12 protein-coding genes are annotated in these 17,040 nt (G+C 65.8%); 4 read left to right on the forward strand and 8 right to left on the reverse strand.

The genetic code is table 11. From position 1 onward, the window contains the following. Window positions 1–72 precede the first annotated feature (72 nt). From VGM20_06290 to VGM20_06300, 3 genes are all read right to left on the reverse strand, one after another. Complete coding sequence (locus tag VGM20_06290; GenBank protein HEY4100468.1) at window positions 73–2,736, reverse strand: ABC transporter permease; 2,664 nt, start codon at window positions 2,734–2,736, stop codon at window positions 73–75. Window position 2,737: 1 nt separating this feature from the next. After that, complete coding sequence (locus VGM20_06295; GenBank protein ID HEY4100469.1) at window positions 2,738–3,073, reverse strand: PadR family transcriptional regulator; 336 nt, start codon at window positions 3,071–3,073, stop codon at window positions 2,738–2,740. A 101-nt stretch (window positions 3,074–3,174) separates the two neighbouring features. Then, a complete protein-coding gene (locus VGM20_06300) occupies window positions 3,175–3,927 on the reverse strand; it encodes a hypothetical protein (protein HEY4100470.1) in 753 nt (250 codons plus the stop codon). A gap of 179 nt (window positions 3,928–4,106) precedes the next feature. Here VGM20_06300 and VGM20_06305 point away from each other — a divergent pair, with 179 nt between their 5' ends. After that, window positions 4,107–6,101, forward strand: coding sequence for a DUF3857 domain-containing protein (locus VGM20_06305; protein ID HEY4100471.1), 1,995 nt, complete (start codon window positions 4,107–4,109; stop codon window positions 6,099–6,101). Between the two features lies 1 nt (window position 6,102). Here the strand turns inward: VGM20_06305 and VGM20_06310 are convergent, their stop codons facing one another. Then, window positions 6,103–7,590 carry a lipase maturation factor family protein gene (locus VGM20_06310; GenBank protein ID HEY4100472.1) on the reverse strand — a complete coding sequence of 496 codons (1,488 nt, stop codon included), beginning with the start codon at window positions 7,588–7,590 and terminating at the stop codon, window positions 6,103–6,105. Between the two features lie 5 nt (window positions 7,591–7,595). After that, window positions 7,596–9,014 (reverse strand): NAD(P)/FAD-dependent oxidoreductase, encoded by a 1,419-nt coding sequence (locus tag VGM20_06315; GenBank protein ID HEY4100473.1) that lies wholly within the window; start codon window positions 9,012–9,014, stop codon window positions 7,596–7,598. Window positions 9,015–9,094: 80 nt separating this feature from the next. Between VGM20_06315 and VGM20_06320 the strand changes: the two genes are divergently transcribed. Further along, window positions 9,095–12,370: a hypothetical protein gene (locus VGM20_06320; protein HEY4100474.1), complete on the forward strand. Its 3,276-nt coding sequence runs from the start codon at window positions 9,095–9,097 to the stop codon at window positions 12,368–12,370. Here the strand turns inward: VGM20_06320 and VGM20_06325 are convergent. Together VGM20_06325 and VGM20_06330 are read right to left on the reverse strand one after the other, a co-directional pair. Beyond that, the gene (locus VGM20_06325; protein ID HEY4100475.1) at window positions 12,367–12,642 is read right to left on the reverse strand and encodes a YHS domain-containing protein; all 276 of its coding nucleotides are present in this window, start codon (window positions 12,640–12,642) and stop codon (window positions 12,367–12,369) included. The genes VGM20_06320 and VGM20_06325 overlap by 4 nt on opposite strands. Window positions 12,643–12,667: 25 nt before the next feature. Then, complete coding sequence (locus VGM20_06330; protein ID HEY4100476.1) at window positions 12,668–13,135, reverse strand: hypothetical protein; 468 nt, start codon at window positions 13,133–13,135, stop codon at window positions 12,668–12,670. Between the two features lie 477 nt (window positions 13,136–13,612). Between VGM20_06330 and VGM20_06335 the strand changes: the two genes are divergently transcribed. Further along, window positions 13,613–14,173, forward strand: a complete 561-nt coding sequence (locus VGM20_06335) for a hypothetical protein (GenBank protein ID HEY4100477.1) — start codon at window positions 13,613–13,615, stop codon at window positions 14,171–14,173. Between the two features lie 88 nt (window positions 14,174–14,261). Beyond that, window positions 14,262–14,843 (forward strand): DUF488 domain-containing protein, encoded by a 582-nt coding sequence (locus tag VGM20_06340; GenBank protein ID HEY4100478.1) that lies wholly within the window; start codon window positions 14,262–14,264, stop codon window positions 14,841–14,843. A gap of 41 nt (window positions 14,844–14,884) precedes the next feature. On the opposite strand, the gene VGM20_06345 is transcribed toward VGM20_06340, so the two are convergent. Continuing rightward, window positions 14,885–16,942, reverse strand: coding sequence for a M13 family metallopeptidase (locus VGM20_06345; GenBank protein ID HEY4100479.1), 2,058 nt, complete (start codon window positions 16,940–16,942; stop codon window positions 14,885–14,887). Between the last annotated feature and the right edge of the window lie 98 nt (window positions 16,943–17,040).

Raw genomic sequence — 17,040 nt, forward strand, 5'->3', positions numbered from 1 at the left:
CGAACGATTGGCGAACTGTGGTCCAATGAAAGCACTGAGGCGTCGAGGAGCTCTCCGGCTCCGAACTGTTCCCTACCCTCGCAGCGTTTGCGCCGGATCGACCTGTCCCGCACGCCAGGCGGGAATCGCCGACGCCGCAACGGCGACGCCGAGCACCAGGACCGATGCGGCCGCGAATGTGACAACGTCGGTCCGGCCGATCCCGAACAGGAAGGTCCGGAGGATCCCGCTCACTGCCGCACCCCCGGCGATGCCGATCACCACTCCCACGCCGGCGAGGGTCATCCCCTGGCGAAGAACCATGAGGACGATGTTGCCGCGCGACGCGCCGAGCGCGGTGCGCACGCCGATCTCGCTGATCCGCTCCGTGACGCTCCCCGAGATGAGCCCGAAGACGCCGATCGCGGCGAGCACCAGGGCGGTGAGACCGAACGCCATGAACACGGTAAGGACGAAGTGCCGCTGCGCCTCGGAGCGATCGAGAAGCTGCTCCATCGTGGCGACGCGGATGATCGGCTGGTTGCGGTCGACCGACCAGATGGCGCGTTCGACCGCAGGGACCAGCGCAGCCGGATCCGCCGTAGTGCGCACGGCGATTGACTCGGCACCGTCGATCCACGGCCACTGCCCGGTGGCACCGTAGAAGGCGTTCCCACCGTCGTCGGCCAGAGACGCCTGCTTCACGTCGCCGACCACGCCGACGACGACCGCCCAGGGCCGGGTGGTGTCACCGATTTCCGGCCCGGCGCGAAAGTGCTGGCCGATCGGATCGGCACCGCCGAATTCCGACTTCGCCATCGACGCGCTGATCACCACCGACTCGCCGTTTCCCGGTCGATCGCCGGCATCGAGGAGACGGCCGCGCAGCAGCGGAATCCCCATGGTGTGGAACCACGATGGACTGACGTTGTAGCGCAGGGCGCTGTGGCCGGCGTTCGCGTCGGCGAGCGCGATCGATTCGATCCGGAAACCGTAGGTATCGAGGTCGCCGCTCAGCGGCAGCAGGCTGGTGAACGCCGCATCGGTGACGCCCGGAACGGCGCGAACGGCGTCGAGCGCGCTGGTGAAGAATTGATAGCGCGCGCTGGCGCTGTCGTACTGATGTCCGGCGGCCTCGACCTGCATCGTCAGCAGGTGCTGCGCGTTGAATCCCGGTGCGATGGAAAAGAGCCGGGTCAGCGATCGCAGCATCAGTCCCGCTCCCACCAGAACCATCAGTGCCAGCGCCACCTCGGCCGTGACCAGTACCCGGCGAACCGATGGATGGGTGACGCCGGTGGTCCGGGCTCCGGATCGGATGTCACTGTGGAGGTCGGGACGGGCGCCTTGCAGCGCTGGCGCGATTCCCACCAGCAGACCGACGATTGACGTCAGCACCAGCGCAAAGAGGAGCGCCGTGGTATCGAGGCGGATCGCTCCGACGCGCGGCAGATCTGCCGGGGCGAGCGAGACGAGGGCGCGCACGCCGATTGCCGCGATGCCCAGCCCCGCGATCCCGCCGACCATCGCGAGCAGTACGCTCTCGGTGAGCAGCTGTCGGACGAGCCGCCCGCGACCTGCGCCAAGCGTGGCGCGCAGCGCCAGCTCGCTGCGACGCTGTGCCCCGCGCGCGAGGAGGAGGTTGGCAACATTGACGGCGGCGATCATCAGGAGCAGTGCCACCGCCGCCAGCACGGCGAGCAGCGCCGGACGCACATCGCGGGTGATCGCCGCCTGCAGCGATTCGAGGGTGAGTCCACTCGCCATCGCCGCCCACGGCGGTCGCTGGAATGCAGGCTGGGGTGTCGCGCCGATCGCCGTCACCTCGCGTTGTGCGATCGCCGGTGTCACCCCGTTCACGAGGCGGCCGACCATCCGTTCATGGTGACCCCATTCGGGGCTCTGGAACGAGGCGTTCGATCGGTACCGCCGCGTCGTCCAAAGCTGTGCCCGCGGCGCCAGATAGTTGTCGAATGTCCGCGGCATCACGCCGATGACGGTGAACGGATCACCGTCGAGGATGATCGCTCGGCCCAGGGCAGATCGCGGGTCGCCGAAGTGGAGTCGTGCCAGCGCGTCGGTGATGATCACGACGCGCGGCGCGCCAATGACATCGTCGGCTGAGGTGAAATCGCGGCCGATCGCGGGCGAGACGCCGAGCGCCGGGAAATACCCGGTGCTGACCAGATCGCCGGTGAGCCGTTCAGGGTCGCCCTGTGGCTGCGTCAGCGCCGGCTGCCACCGGTCGGCGATGGCGACGGCACTGAACGAATGGGCGCGCGCAGCGATCTCGAGATAGGTGCCGTAGGTCACGGCGATCGGCGCACCGCTGGCGTTCCGATCCGACAACATCACGACGCGGTCGGCATGCGGATACGGCAGTGGCGCGAAGAGAATCGGGTCGACCGCACTGAAGATCGCGGTACTTGCGCCGATGCCGATGGCGAGCGTGAGGATCGCGGCGAGAGCAAATCCGGGACGGTGCGCCATCCCGCGCGCGGCGTATCGCACATCGGCGATCAGCGAGGCGACCCGCTCTTCCCACCCGTGCGAGCGGACCTCTTCCCGGATCGCCCCCGTGGAACCGAAGGCAAGGCGGGCGTTGCGCCGCGCCTCGTCCGGTGCGGTTCCGCGCGACACCGCGTCGGCGCTCGCCGCATCGATGAACTGCTGCGCTTCGTCGCGCAGCTCCCGATCGGCCTGGTCGCGATGCATCAGGACACGGAATCCACGGGTCACCTGCCGCCAGAGCGACATCTCACCCCTCCGCGCTGAGGAGGCGTGCCACGGCACCGGCGCGGCGCTTCCAGTCGGCGGTGGCGGCATCAAGCTGCCGGCGGCCGGCGCGGGTGAGCGAATAGATCCGCACCCGGCGCCCCTGCTCGCTCTCGCGCCACGCCGCGTCGAGGGCACCGGCGCGCTCGAGCCGCTGCAGCGCCGTGAGGAGGGAACCCGGATTGACGCGGAAAACATCGCGAGAGAGCTGTTCCACCCGCCGAGCGATCGCGTAGCCGTGCATCGGCTCGAGGGACAGCGTCTTGAGGATCAGCATGTCCAGGGTCCCCTGGATCACGTCCCGATTCGGTTCGTCCATCGATCGCTCCGGTCTGGTAGTCGCCTCATAGTATTGGCGTCATAGTATGACTGTCAACCTATGATGCGCGACCCGCCGGATCCGTCGCGCCACGCATCTGGCTAGCCGATCGGCACGTACCGGAGGATCGCTCCGCCCTGCCGCTGCTTCGTTTCGGCATTGAGAATCCGCCGGGTGCGGGTGCCGACGAAGTAGCGCGTGACGATCGCGGGGTCGGCGAACTCGATCACCCACACCGGCTCCGCCGCCGTGCTCTTCATCGTCCCGACGACGGTGAAGGTGTCGTGCTCGACCTTCTCGTCCGCCTCGGAAAAGAGCGGTGCCACCACCGTCAGCCCTTTGCGGAACGGCAGCGCGCGCGCCAGCGTCTCGACCTCGTCGAAGGCGAACACCGGTTCGGGGAACGTGTCGTGCACCTCGCGCGGCGCCGAATCGCCCTTGACGACCGTGCCGGTCACCACGCGCCCATGGTATTGATAGCGCCGGACCGCCCCGCCGTACGAAAGCATTTCGGCCACCGGCGAGAGATCGTGCAGGGCGATGGTTGCGGTGTCGATCGACGAGAACGGCGGCGCCCAGGTGCTGGTGATCTGGAGGACACCACGCTCCGCGGCAGGATGAGCGGTGCGGGTGACCTGGCCGAATCGCGTCTCGGTGGTGTCGCCTCCCTTCCGCCGGCTGACCTGCCAGACCTGCGATTCGTCAGCCGTCTTCGGCGCCGTGAGGAGGGCGCTTCCGGGGAGGAGGCGTTCGATCGGGGACGGCGTCTGGGCAAGCGCCCGAACCGGGAGGAGCACCGAGACGATCAGGGCGGCGGCGATCGACCCGTATTGGCGCGACGAACGAAGCGGCATCGGGATTCCATCGTGAAAGGTGGCGGGGCGATCCGACCGCTTCCCGACGAGCGGAGGGTGATCGCGGTTTCGCGATGCGCCGTATCCGGAGACTTACCGGCTCGCCGCGACATCCGCGCGGCCCCGGGCATCATCCGGGTAGATTCCCGCAACGGTTGAACTGCCCTGGAGCAGGTTGAATGACGTCCGCCACCACGATGTTGCTGTCCGCCGCCGTCGCCTCTGCGGCGATGATCACGTCCCCCGCTCCGCAGCCGAAGGCAGACTCGCCGATCCCCGTCGGGACGATGCGGCATGCCCCGGTTCGGGTGACCGACTCGATCTACGCCCTCGCGGTCGATTCGGCCAACTATCGAGCGTACCCGTTCATCTATCTGCTCGATGAGGGGACGATCCGCCTCGAGACCGACGGTCGCGGATCGCGGACCTATCGCCAGGTGGTGCAGATCCTCAAGCCGTCGGGGGTGGCGCGATGGGCGGAGCAACGCGTCGCGTATCAGCCCGATCGCGAAAAGGTCACGGTCAACTGGATGCGCGTGGTGCGGCCGTCGGGCGAGGTGATCAGCGACAAGCCGACGCTGTCCCAGACATCCGACGTCGCGGCGTCGACCGTCAATCCGGTGTACACCCAGACCAAGGTGATCCGCTATTCCCTGGGCGATGTGGCGCCCGGAACGCTGGTCGACCTGAGCTGGACGATCGAATCGACCAGGCCGCCCCTCGCCGGTGACATGCTGAGCGGCTGGAGCTTTTCCCTCGCCACACCCGGCCTCCGCTCGCGCTTCACTCTCGATGTGCCGGATGGCATCACGCCGCACATCGTCGAGACGCATCTCAACTTCGCGCGCAACGAAATCCGCCACGACGGCAGGCACGTCTACATCTGGTCGACCCACGACGTGCAGCCGCCGAAGGCGCAACTCTTCGCCCCCGACTCGAGCATTCCGTCGATGGGGCTCCGCGTCGGCGCACCGATGACGTGGAATACGATCGGTCAGTGGTACAACTCGCTTTCGAAGAACCGTTATGTGCTGACGCCGGCGATCACTGCCCAGATCGATTCGATCGTCCGGTCGGCGCACAGCGCCAACGACACGATCAACGCCCTGCACCGCTGGATCGCCAACGACCTGCGCTACGTGTCGGTGTCGCTCGGCATCGGCGGGTACCAGCCACGCTTCCCCGAAGCCACCGTGACCACCGGCTACGGCGACTGCAAGGACAAGGCGACGCTCTTCATCGCCGCGGCAAAGCATCTCGGCATCACCGCCTATCCGGTCCTCCTCAACAGCGGCGGCGGCACGGACCGCTCGCTCCCCGCGATCGAACAGTTCGACCATGTGATCGCCGCGGTGCCGCAGGCCGGGAAGACCGGCTTCACCTTCCTCGACCTCACCACCGACGACTTTGCTGACGGCGAGATCCCGCCGTCGTACCAGGGCGGCTTCGGACTGGTGGTCTTTCCCGACGGCAGTTCGCGCGACATCACCTTCCCGAAGGATTCGATCGGATCGACCGACGAAGTCTTCATCGGCAACATGACCGCAGACGGCAAGGTCTCCGGCACGCTCACGCTGGCGACGCACGGCTCCGCGGCCGACGCGATGCGTGCTGCCTTTGCGACCCCGCCCGATTCGGCGCGGCTCGCGGCGCTCAAGCGCACCGGGGCGAAGCCATTTCCCAATGCGACGATCGATTCGCTGATCATCGCGACCCCGGCCGATCGCAGCATCGCGCCGAGGATCGTCTACCTGGAGAGCAACGGCGACGGAGCGAAGCCGGCTGGTCCGCTCTCGATCCTGACGATTCCCAACGGTTTCCGCGGGTCGCCCGCCGCGTTCACCAACGCCGTCGAGGCGCTGCAGCGCGAAGGTGAGCGCAAGCTGCCGATCGACGCATCGCGACCCCTCGGCGAAGGGACCGTTCGTCGCGAAGTGCGCCTCAACCTTCCCGAAGGATGGAAGGCGCAGCTCCCCGATTCGGTGCACGCGGTCACCGAGTTCGGGACCTACATCGCCGAATACACCCAGGTCGGGCGGGAGTTGCGCATCGTGCATGTGACGTCGGGAGGAACCGGGGTCTATCCGGCGTCGAGCATCACGACATTGATCGACTGGTTCAAGGCGATGGCGAAGGACGACGCGGAGTACATCCCACTCACCCGCGGCTCCTGAGCTAGCGCACCCACCCCTGCGCTTCGAGGCCGCCGATCAATCCCGGCGTCTGCAGTGAGATCGGGCGCAGGTAGTCGCCCACGAGGGCACGGTTCCACCAGTTCCCGGTCGCCTTGCGCTCTGCCGCGGTCGTGAACTGGTAATTGTAGAGCTCGGCGCGAATCCACACCGGCGGCCTGTCGGGGAACGGATTCCCCGCCAGCAGCGAGAGTGTCGGCTTGTCGTTCTGCAGCAGCCGTGCAACCAGCGGCAGGAACCACGAATCGGCGTACGCCGGGCTCAGTGCAGCAAACCACATCAGCCAGTCAATGCGCAGGTGGTACGGTGCGATCCACGGAGGTCGTCGTGAGATGTCCCCCGGCTTCGCCTTGAACTGATACTCCTTCCACGACGTCGCCGGCGTGATCACCGAATCGGTCGTCCCCTCGATGATCACTTCCATCCGCTCCCGCGAGATCGAGCCGAAGGCGCCGTAGGTGTTGACCAGGTGCAACGGCTCGAACGAGGTGTTCATCGCCTGGCGGCTTGAGACCAGGTTGAGCGCCGGCCGGATGCTCAGCGCGACGACCAGCACCGTGAGCGCGCCGAGGGCAATGCGGTGCGGCAGCGCAATCGGCTCGAGCGGTCCGGCGTGGACCGGGAGAACGTGTGCCAGCATCCGGTCGTCGAAGCACGCGATCGCCGCCACCGCGGTGAGCCAGTTGAGCCATGAGAGATTGCCGCTCAGGATGATCGTCCCCTGGAAGATCACGGTGATCGCGCCGGCGGTACGGCGGACCCACGCGATCGGGATGAGATATCCGAACGGTGCAACGACCTCGGCAAGATGATTGAAGAGCACCCCCGCTTCGTTCACCAATCCCGGAAACCGGTTGAAATACCAGCTCAGGGGGTTCGGCATCGGCTGGGACTGGTAGTGATAGACCAGGCAGGTGAGATCGCGCCAGCACGGATCGCCGCGCAGCTTGATGAGACCGGCGCCGAGCATCACGCGGAAGAGGACCCAGCGGAACATCCAGATCACGATGACCGGCGGCGCGGTGTGCCGGGCGCCGAGGAAGATCGCGAGGAAACCGCACTCGCAGAGGAGCGTCTCCCATCCGAACGAGTACCACGTCTGCCCCACGTTGACGATCGAGAGATAGATGAGCCACATGGTCGTCCAGATCACCATGCTCACCGGCGTCCCGAAGCGTTCGGAGATTCCGGCGATCGCCAGTGCCGCGCAGGCGATGCCGATCCAGGAAAGCGCGGCCGCGAATCCGTCGGAGTAATGGAAGAAGAAGAGCGACGGCGAGTCGGAGAATCGGGTGTTCTGCAGGAAGAACGGCACCGGCGTGAGCCCGCGCGTCCCCAGCAGCGGACGGAACTGGTTGACTGCGACCAGGAAGGCAACGAGATAGATCGCGGCGAGCGACCGCTGCAGCAGCCAGCGCGTCGCCCAGTATTCTGCGTGCACATCGCCACCGAAGAGCGCCGCTGCCGTCATCGGATTCACCTGAGCGCGCGAAGCGCGGCGCGCGCGGCGTGAAAGCCCGACATCCCGTGCACTCCTCCACCCGGCGGCGTCGACGCCGAAGCGAGATACCACCCGCGAACGGGGATCCGGTACGGGTGCAACGAGAGGAGCGGGCGCCCCAGCATCTGCATCAGGTTGTTGGCACCACCCACGATGTCTCCGCCGACGTAGTTGCTATTGTGACGTTCGAGATCGGCCGGCGTCGTCACGTGGCGGCCGATCACCAGGTCGCGAAAGCCTGGCGCAAAGCGTTCGATCTGCGCTTCGATCGGCGCGGTCATGTCGATCGGAGAGCCGTTCGGGAGATGGCAGTACGCCCAGGCGGTATGCTGGCCCGCCGGCGCTCTCGTGTCGTCGAAGAGGCTCGGCTGGGTCAGCAGGACGAACGGTCGCTCGGCGTGCTCGCCACGTGCCACTGCTGCTTCCGATGCGGCTATCTCCTCGTATGTCCCGCCAAGATGGACCGTCGCGGCCTGGGCGCATTCCGCGGCGCGCCATGGAATCGGTCCGCGCAACGCCCAGTCGATCTTGAACGCCGCCGGGCCGTACCGGTACGCGCCGATCCGCCGCCGGTATCGCGGCGGAAGGCGTTCTGCCGCGATGGAGAGGAGCGGGCGCGGCGAGAGGTCGAAGAGCACGACGTCGGCGCCGCTGAGCTCTGCGGCCGACTCGACGCGTCGATTGGTGCGGACCACGCCGCCGGCAGCGCCGAGCGTACTGGCGAGTGCATCGGCAATCCGCTGCGATCCGCCGCGTGGGAACGGCCACCCGGCGACGTGCCCCACCAGGCCAAGGACGAGCGCGAACGACGCGCTCCCCGCCGCATCGAACGGGAGCACGGCGTGCGCGGCGATCCCGGCGAAGAGCGCCCGCGCCCGCGCGCCACGAAGGCAGGTGTTGGCGACGTGATCGACGGAACGGAGCGCGTGCCGTCCAAACTGCGCCATGAGGAGCGGATGCCGCGGCGGAATCAGCGGCGCGAGCAGCGACTCGATGAGCCGGTCATGATCGGCGATCAGCGGGTTGAAGAGGGCGCGCCAGGAGTCGGCGTCCGCGTCGAGCCTCGCGGCGGTACGGTCGATTGAGCGGTGGAACACGACGGCTGTGCCGTCATCGAGCGGGTGGACGAACGGCGCCGGCGAGTCGAGCCATTCCAGCCCGTGTTCGGCGAGCGGGAGCGAGCGGAAGAACGGGGAGACGGCCGCCATCGGATGGATCGCGGAGCAGACGTCGTGCATGAATCCGGGGAGGGTCAGCTCGGCCGACCGGATCCCGCCGCCGATTGTCGGCTCTGCTTCCAGCACCGTGACTGTGCATCCCCCCTGGGCGAGGGTGATCGCCGCGGCGAGGCCGTTCGGTCCCGACCCGACCACAATCGCGGTACGCGGTGTCATTCGACCAATATCGGTGAAAGTCTGGTAAAAGCCACGCAATCCCTTTGACACCGAATCGGCGTCGTGCCGTATCTTCTGATATGCCCACATCATCCCATACCGGACGGACAGCCGTCCCCCTGCGCGCACGTGCCGTTCTCCGTGCCGCTTCCTGCAGCGCTGCGCTTCTCATGGTCGGCGCCTCGCCGGTCAAACCATCGCTGCTCGCCGGCCTCGTCTGGCGCAACGTCGGTCCGCTCCGCGGCGGCAGGATCGCGGCAGTGACCGGGGCAATAGGCCAGCCGGGGACCTTCTACGTCGGCCTTCCCGCCGGCGGCGTCTGGAAGACGACCAGCGCCGGCGAGACCTGGTACCCCGTCTTCGATTCGATCAAGGAAGTGTCCTCCATCGGGTCGGTCGAAGTGGCACCATCGAATCCCGACATCATCTATGTAGGGACCGGTGACAAGGTCACCGGCGGTCCGTACAACGTCGGCGACGGCATCTACAAGTCGACCGATGCCGGCACCACCTGGCATCACATCGGCCTCGATGATTCGCGCGTGGTCCCGTCGATGCTCGTCGACCCGACCAACCCCGACATCGTCCTCGCCGCCGCCGAAGGCGACGTCAATCACAAGAGCCAGATGCGCGGCGTCTATCGCAGCACCGACGGCGGCCGAACCTGGACGCGGACCCTTTTCGTCAATGATTCGACCGGGATCCAGAAGATCGCCCGCGCGTTCGACCAGCCGAACGTGATCTTCGCCACGTCGATCCGGCACTACCGGGTTCCGACGCCGCCATCTGGAATCTTCCCGCCGGCGCCGAGCGGCCCGCCGTCGCAAGCCACGGCGACGATGCTCTACAAGTCGACCGACGAAGGGGTGACATGGAATGAGGTCTCTGGCAGTGGCCTCCCGAGGCTTGCCGGCTGCGAATACGTCGCCGTGGCGCAGAACACCAACGCGTCGCGCGTCTTCGTGATCGGCAACAACGGCCTTTTCCGCAGCGACGACGGCGGGACGAGCTGGCGCCAGATGGACAAGGACGACGAACGAATCCGCAATGGACAGGGCGGTTACAACTGCGGCGTCTACGTCAACACCAGGAATCCCGATATCATCTATTCGATTCACACTTCGAGCTACGTGTCGACCGACGGCGGCAACACGTTCACCGGTTTCAAGGGCGCTCCCGGCGGCGACGATCCGCAGCAGATGTGGCTCGATCCGGTCAACAGCAATCGCATCCTCCTCGGCCTCGATCAGGGCGCGGTGGTGACGCTCGACGGCGGCAAGACCTGGGGTTCGTGGTACAACCAGTCGACCGAGCAGGTGTATCACATCTCGACCGACAACTCGACGCCATACTGGATCTACGCCACCCAGCAGGATGCCGGCGCAGTGCGCACCCGGAGCCGCGGCAACTTCGGCGAGATCACGCCGCTCGACTGGAGCGCGGTACCGTCGTGGGAGTGGGGGACGATCATCGCCGATCCGCTCAACCCCAACACCGTATACGGTAGCGGCAACGGGATCGAGAAGATCTCCTATCCTGCCGAGCAGTGGATCAGCATTTCCCCGCAGACCAATCCGGACCTGCATCTGCGAAACTCCTTCTCGCAGCCGATCACCTTCGCGCCATGGAACCAGCACGAATTGATCACCGGCTTCCAGTACGTGATGGAAACCACCGACGCCGGGATGCATTGGTCGAAGATTTCGCCGGACCTGACCACGCCGAAGGGCGTCACGCCGCTTCCGGATACGGTGCCGTCGCCGCCGGGCTCATTCCCGCGCGGATCGATCGAGACGATCTCCGCGAGCACCGTGGGACGCGGAATCATCTGGGCCGGCACCAATACCGGGCTGATCAAGGTGACGCATGACGACGGCAAGGCCTGGGAAGACGTCACGATTCCCGGCCTGCCGTTCGGTCCGCGGGCGCTCATCTCGATGATCGATGCGTCGCACACCGACGCCGGCGGCGCCTACGTGGCGGTCAATCTGTCGGGCGCCGGCGATGATACGCCGTATCTCTATCGCACCCATGATTTCGGAAAGACCTGGACGCGAATCACGAACGGGCTGCCGACCAATGAGGTGAGCGGTTCGTTCGCCAACGTGATCCGGGCCGACAAGGTGCGCGCGGGCCTGCTCTTCGCCGGAACCGAGAGCGGGATGTATGTCTCGTTCGACGATGGCGACAACTGGCAGTCGCTCCAACTCAACCTTCCCAACACCTCGTACCGCGACATCGCCTTCGCCGGTAACGACATGATCGTCGGCACCTACGGCCGGGGGATCTGGGTGCTCGACGACTATGCGGTGCTTAGGCAGCTGACGCCGGCCGTGACCGAGGAATCGGTGCATCTCTTCAAGCCCGATCCGACGACGCGGTACCGGCGGAACACCAACTACGATACGCCATTCCCGCCCGAGGTGCCGCACGCACTGAACCCGCCGGAAGGGATGCTCATCTACTACTCGCTCGCCAGCGCACCGTCGGGCGACATCACGATCGACGTCCTCGATTCCACGGGTGCCATGGTCCGGCATCTCTCCAGCGTCGCCGAACCGCCGGTCAAGGAGGCTGCGCGCCCGCCGAACCCCAATTTCTGGGTGGCGCTCCCGCACGGCTTGCCCAGGGAGGCCGGGCTCAATCGCGCCAACTGGGATTTGCGGCTCGCGCCGCCGCCGGCCTTCTCGCATACCTACGAGATCAATGCGAATCCGGGGCTGACCCCGGCGTCGCCGGAGGGGGTCCTGGTGCCACCGGGGACGTACACCATCAAGCTCACGGCCGACGGCAAGAGCTATACGCAGACCGCCACCGTCACCCGTGACCCGCGGTCACCCGCGACTGCCGCCGACGTGCGCGCACAATACACCTTTCTGCGGAAGCTCTACGTCGCAGCGCAGGTGGCATGGGACGGTTATCAGCAGGTGCAGGCGATGCGCGATGAGTTGAAGGCGCTCACGCCGGGCGATGCGAACTCAGTTGCGGCAAAGGCGATCGCGGCATTCCGTTCCCGCCTCGACACCGTCAGCGGCAACGCCGGGGTGTTCGGGCGTTCCGGACAACGGACGCCGCCGAACTTCTTCGGGTCGAGCAATGCCTTCACGAGTGCGCTGACCAGCACCGACAACGCCGATCAGGCGCCGAACGGTGCAGAGATTGGTGGGTGGGAGGCATTGTGCAGGGACCTGCACGACACGGCCGAGCACTGGAAGGCGATCAACAGTGAGGCGCTGCCGGCATTGAATGCGACATTGACATCAAATGGAATGCCGGCAGTACGCGCTGCGGTTGGCGTGAAGGCGCCGGTTTGCACGCAACCGGCGCCTATCCCCGCCCCTCGCCGCAAGCCTTAGCGAGACTTCTTCGGGGGTCCAGGTTCGTACTCGGCGCCGCCACTTCCGGCGGCGCCGAACTTTGGTGCGACAACCGGACCCGTCTTCGTGAATGGCGGCTCGTCACTGCTGCCCTCCGTCCGGCCCTTCGCGTAGTGCGCCGGATCGGCATCGAATTGATGCTGACAGTTCTTCGAGCAGAAGTAGTACCGCTCGCCATTCCAGTTCGAGACTCCCTCCGCCGCTGCCGGATCGATCGACATTCCGCACACCGGATCCAGAACCTGTGCCATGGTGAAATCCTCCCGACCGCTCGGTTCAGTGCCGATGCTGCGAACGCCGCGTGTTGCCGTTGGAGCTGTTGGGATTGGTCGATTGCTTGCTGCTCCCCTGATTCGCGTTCCGGGAGCTGCTCCCCCCCGACCGGTTCGACGACATCGACCGGCTCCCGCTCTGGCGTCCGCCGTCACCGAGGTCGTTCTCGTTCCACTGGTCGAGGTCGGCATCCGAACCCTGCCGCTGCGACGAGCGGCTCCCCTGGCTCCCCGATGGCGACTTGCTCGATGGCGAGCGGTTGGATGAGGCTTGCGACCGGCTGGACTGCGGCTGCGACTTGCTCGACTGCGATGGCGACGACTTGCCTGACTGAGATTGCGACGACTTGCTCGACTGCGATGGCGACGACTTGCTCGACTGCGACTGCGACGACTTGTTCGACCGGGATTGGCCGCTGCTGTTTCGGCCGCTCGATTCCGATCCCTGTGCTTTCTGGTTGCTGCGTTGCATCTGAGCCTCCTGATGGTGATCAATGATGACACCGTGGTGCATTCGGAGTGACGCCACGCAGCGCGAGTGTTTGCACAATTATTGCGCGCATCGTGGTCAGTGCAGATCGATGGCGCCCCCGGTTGAATTCGCGGCAGAGATTCTCTACACTTGGATTGTCCGCCCGTAGTCCCACCCGCTTCGAAGGAGGTGATCCCTTGCCTAGCAGTCCTAGTATCATCGTCAGTCCGACCTGGGCAAACGGTCGCCGCTTGACCGCCTGACAGTTGCCTGGTCCCAGCTCGACCGTGTCGGGCTGACCATGGTATGCGCGCCGCTTCTGCCACATGGGAGGAGCGGCGCGATCCATTTCGGCGTTCGACAACTGTCCGGCGAACTCGCCCGGCGATCGATCGCTCGACCGTTACGACATTCCGCTTACGGGTTCTCGTTTTCGGCGTAGATTAGCCCCTTCTTCCCAACCGATCCGAGGGGTCCATGTACGCCATCGAAACGCTGTGGCTTCCGATCCTCCTGTCTGCCGTCGCGGTATTCATCGTGTCGTCGGTGATCCACATGGCGACGCCGTGGCACAAGAACGACTTCTCAAAGGTGCCCGACGAGGACAATGTGATGGCCGCGCTTCGTCCGTTCGGGATTCCGCACGGCGAGTACATGATCCCCAAGGCAGACAGCATGGCGGATATGCGGTCGCCGGGGTTCAAGGCCAAGATGGCCGCCGGACCCAACGTCATCATGACCATGTTGCGGCCGATGCCGATGTCGATGCCCAGCTTCCTGATCCAGTGGTTCCTCTATGTCCTGGTTGTTTCGGCCGCAGTGGCGTGTCTCGCCAGCGCCACCGTCATGCACGGGGCGTCGCCGCACCACGTCTTCCACGCGGTCGCATTCTCATCATTCCTCGCCTATTCGGCGGCGATCTGGCCGTTCTCGATCTGGTACCAGCGGCCGTGGGGCACCACGATCCGCTCCACGATCGATGGCCTGATCTACGGGCTCGTCACCGGCGCGATCTTCATGCAGTTCTGGCCGATGTAACAGCAGCAGTTCCCAGGTAGCACAGAGGGGGAAGGACGGCACGAATGCGGTCCTTCTCCCTCGTCCGTTCGGAATCCATATTCCCGTTGTGCACAAGACGCGCGCTGGGTCGTCGCGAGCAGATGCTCCAATCCCCGACCCGATCCCGGTGACGATCTACACCGTCGGCCATTCGAACCGATCGCTCGAGGAGTTTGTCGCGATCCTCGAATCGGCCGGAATCACCATGCTCGTCGATGTGCGATCGATTCCACGGTCGCGCGCCACGCCGCAATTCAATGCCGACACTCTCCCGGCGGCGCTCGCCGAACACGGTATCGGTTACCGTCATCTCAAGGCCCTCGGCGGGCGGCGCCATCATCCCAAAGGGGCGCCGCCGTCACAGAACCGGTACTGGCGCGTCGACGCGTTCAGGGCTTACGCCGACTACGCCGAGACGCCGGCGTTCCGCGCCGGCCTCGATGAACTGATCGCGCTGGCGGAGAACGACCGCTGCGCGATCATGTGTGCCGAAGCGGTCTGGTGGCGATGCCATCGGCGGATCATTACCGACTGGCTCCTCGCCAGCGGCATCACCGTCGACCATCTCATGGGAATTGGTGATGTCACGCCGGCGACGCTGACACCGGACGCGCATGTACGGAAGGGAGTCGTGACCTACCCCGGGTGAAGGCTCGCCTTTCCGCCTTCACCCAAGTCTGTTGACGTGGCCTACCAGACTGTCGGCCGAAGCGAATCGGCGCGCACCATCGGATCGGTGTCCTTGCATCCCCATGCAGCCCTGAACTCGGGCATGTTGCTGAGCGGACCGTTGACCCGCCACTCCGCCGGGGCGTGTTCATCGGCGCTGATCAGCATCCTTGCGTACGCCGGCCGGTCGAGCTCGCGCCACGCCTGCGCCCATCCGAGGAAGAAGCGCTGCTCCGGCGTGAAGCCATCAATCTTCGTCCGCGGGCCGTTGCCGAGCGCCGATTCCATTGCGGCGTATGCGACGGTCAGTCCGCCGAAATCGGCGATGTTCTCGCCGAGGGTCAGGGCACCGTTTACATGCGTGACGCTGTCGAGCACGGTGTATCCGTTGAATTGATCGGCGACCTTCTTCGCCTGCGCGACGTACTTGGTGGCGTCGTCCTTGGTCCACCAGTCCTTGAGGTTCCCGTCCTTGTCGAACTGGCGCCCCTGGTCATCGAAACCGTGGGTCATTTCGTGGCCGATCACCGCGCCCATCGCCCCGTAGTTGACCGCGTCGTCGGCGTTGGGATCGTAGAACGGCGGCTGCAGGATCCCCGCCGGGAAAACAATCTCGTTCATCAGCGGGTTGTAATAGGCGTTGACCGTCGGCGGTGTCATCGTCCACTCGGTGCGGTCGACCGGCTTGCCGATCTTGGCCCACTGCCGCGCCGTCTCGAAGCGGTCGGCTGCGTGGGCGTCGGCGAAATACGCTGCCGGCTTGATCTCCAGCGCCGAGTAATCGCGCCACTTGTCGGGATAGCCGATCTTCTGCGCGTATGCCGCCAGCTTGTCGACCGCGCGCGCCTTGGTCGAGTCGCTCATCCAGGTGAGCTGTTCGATCCGGTCGTGCAGCGCCGCGACGAGGGTCGAGACGATCTTCACGGCGCGCGCCTTCGCCTCCGGCGTAAACGCCGTCTTGACGTATTCCTGCCCCAGCAATTCGCCCAGCGACCCATCGGTGGCACTGACGCACCGCTTCCACCGCGGCAGGAGTTCCTTCGCGCCGGTGAACAACTGCACGAAGGTGAAATTCTCGTTGACGTACGGTGAACCGAGGCGGCTCGCCGCGCCCGAGAGGGCACGCCAGCGCAGGAGCGTCTTCCAGTCGGCGACCGGCACCGACGCCAGCATGCCGTCCACCGCCTGGAGGAACGCCGGCTGCGCCACATCAACATTGGTGATCGCCGGCGTCTGCTGCGCGGCGAAGAACGGTTCCCACTGGAAGTGCGGCGTCAGCTTGTCGACGTCCGCCAGGGTCATCTTGTGGTAGTTGGCATTGGGATCCCGCAGCTCGGCCGGCGCCTTCGACGCCTTCGCGAACGCCGTCTCCATCGTCATCACCGTCTGCGCTTCCTTCGCCGCGCTGTCGGGTGAATCACCAGCAAGGTGGAACATCCGGCCCATGTGACTGACGAACGCTGCCCGGATCGCCTGCGACGCGCTGTCGGTCTTGAAGTAGTAGTCGCGATCGGGCAGCGAGAGTCCGCTCTGGCCGAGGACGGCGATCTCGCTCGTTGCATCCTTGAAATCCTGCCCAGATCCGTCGCTCCACGGCGCGAGACCGTCGCTGTGTTCCAGTTCACCGAGGGCCGTCTTCAACTGCGCTGGAGTCTCGATCGCCGCAATCGATTGCAGCAGCGGGGTGAGCGGAGTGATCCCCTCCTTGTCGATCGCGACGGTGTCCATGCAGGCCGCGTAGAATGTGCCGACTTTCCATGATGCAGAACCCGCGGCGAGCTTGCCCGCGGCAGCATCCTTCGCGTCGCGTTCGAGAATGTCGTGGAGCACCGCTTCGTTGCGATCGGCGAGCTGCTGGAAGGCACCCCATTCCGGATACGCCGACGGAATGGTGTCGTGCTTGAGCCAGCCGCCGTTGGCGAACTGGTAGAAGTTGGTGCACGGTGCGCAGGTCGTGTCGAGATTCGCCCGCGAAATGGCCGGCGACGAAGGTGGTGCGGCGCTCTTCGGGGCACAGGCAATGGCGAAGAGCGAGAGCGCAGCAAGCGCCGCGACGGCATGACGGGTGCGATGATGCATGGGATCCTCGGCGGGGAATTGCCTTAATGATACTGTCTCGCGCTTCGGGCGGGGCGCGCGAGGTACCTTTGAGTATCCTCATCAATCCCGTAGTGAAT

The organism is Gemmatimonadales bacterium, from assembly GCA_036500345.1.
GTDB lineage: Bacteria > Gemmatimonadota > Gemmatimonadetes > Gemmatimonadales > GWC2-71-9 > Palsa-1233.

Bases quoted from the DNA above. Each gene is read 5' to 3' on its own strand.
- VGM20_06320 (HEY4100474.1), top strand. From the start codon at position 9,095: ATGCCCACATCATCCCATACCGGACGGACAGCCGTCCCCCTGCGCGCA.
- VGM20_06295 (HEY4100469.1), bottom strand. From the start codon at position 3,073: ATGGACGAACCGAATCGGGACGTGATCCAGGGGACCCTGGACATGCTG.
- VGM20_06310 (HEY4100472.1), bottom strand. From the start codon at position 7,590: ATGACGGCAGCGGCGCTCTTCGGTGGCGATGTGCACGCAGAATACTGG.
- VGM20_06345 (HEY4100479.1), bottom strand. From the start codon at position 16,942: ATGCATCATCGCACCCGTCATGCCGTCGCGGCGCTTGCTGCGCTCTCG.
- VGM20_06290 (HEY4100468.1), bottom strand. From the start codon at position 2,736: ATGTCGCTCTGGCGGCAGGTGACCCGTGGATTCCGTGTCCTGATGCAT.
- VGM20_06315 (HEY4100473.1), bottom strand. From the start codon at position 9,014: ATGACACCGCGTACCGCGATTGTGGTCGGGTCGGGACCGAACGGCCTC.
- VGM20_06330 (HEY4100476.1), bottom strand. From the start codon at position 13,135: ATGCAACGCAGCAACCAGAAAGCACAGGGATCGGAATCGAGCGGCCGA.
- VGM20_06305 (HEY4100471.1), top strand. From the start codon at position 4,107: ATGACGTCCGCCACCACGATGTTGCTGTCCGCCGCCGTCGCCTCTGCG.
- VGM20_06335 (HEY4100477.1), top strand. From the start codon at position 13,613: ATGTACGCCATCGAAACGCTGTGGCTTCCGATCCTCCTGTCTGCCGTC.
- VGM20_06300 (HEY4100470.1), bottom strand. From the start codon at position 3,927: ATGCCGCTTCGTTCGTCGCGCCAATACGGGTCGATCGCCGCCGCCCTG.
- VGM20_06325 (HEY4100475.1), bottom strand. From the start codon at position 12,642: ATGGCACAGGTTCTGGATCCGGTGTGCGGAATGTCGATCGATCCGGCA.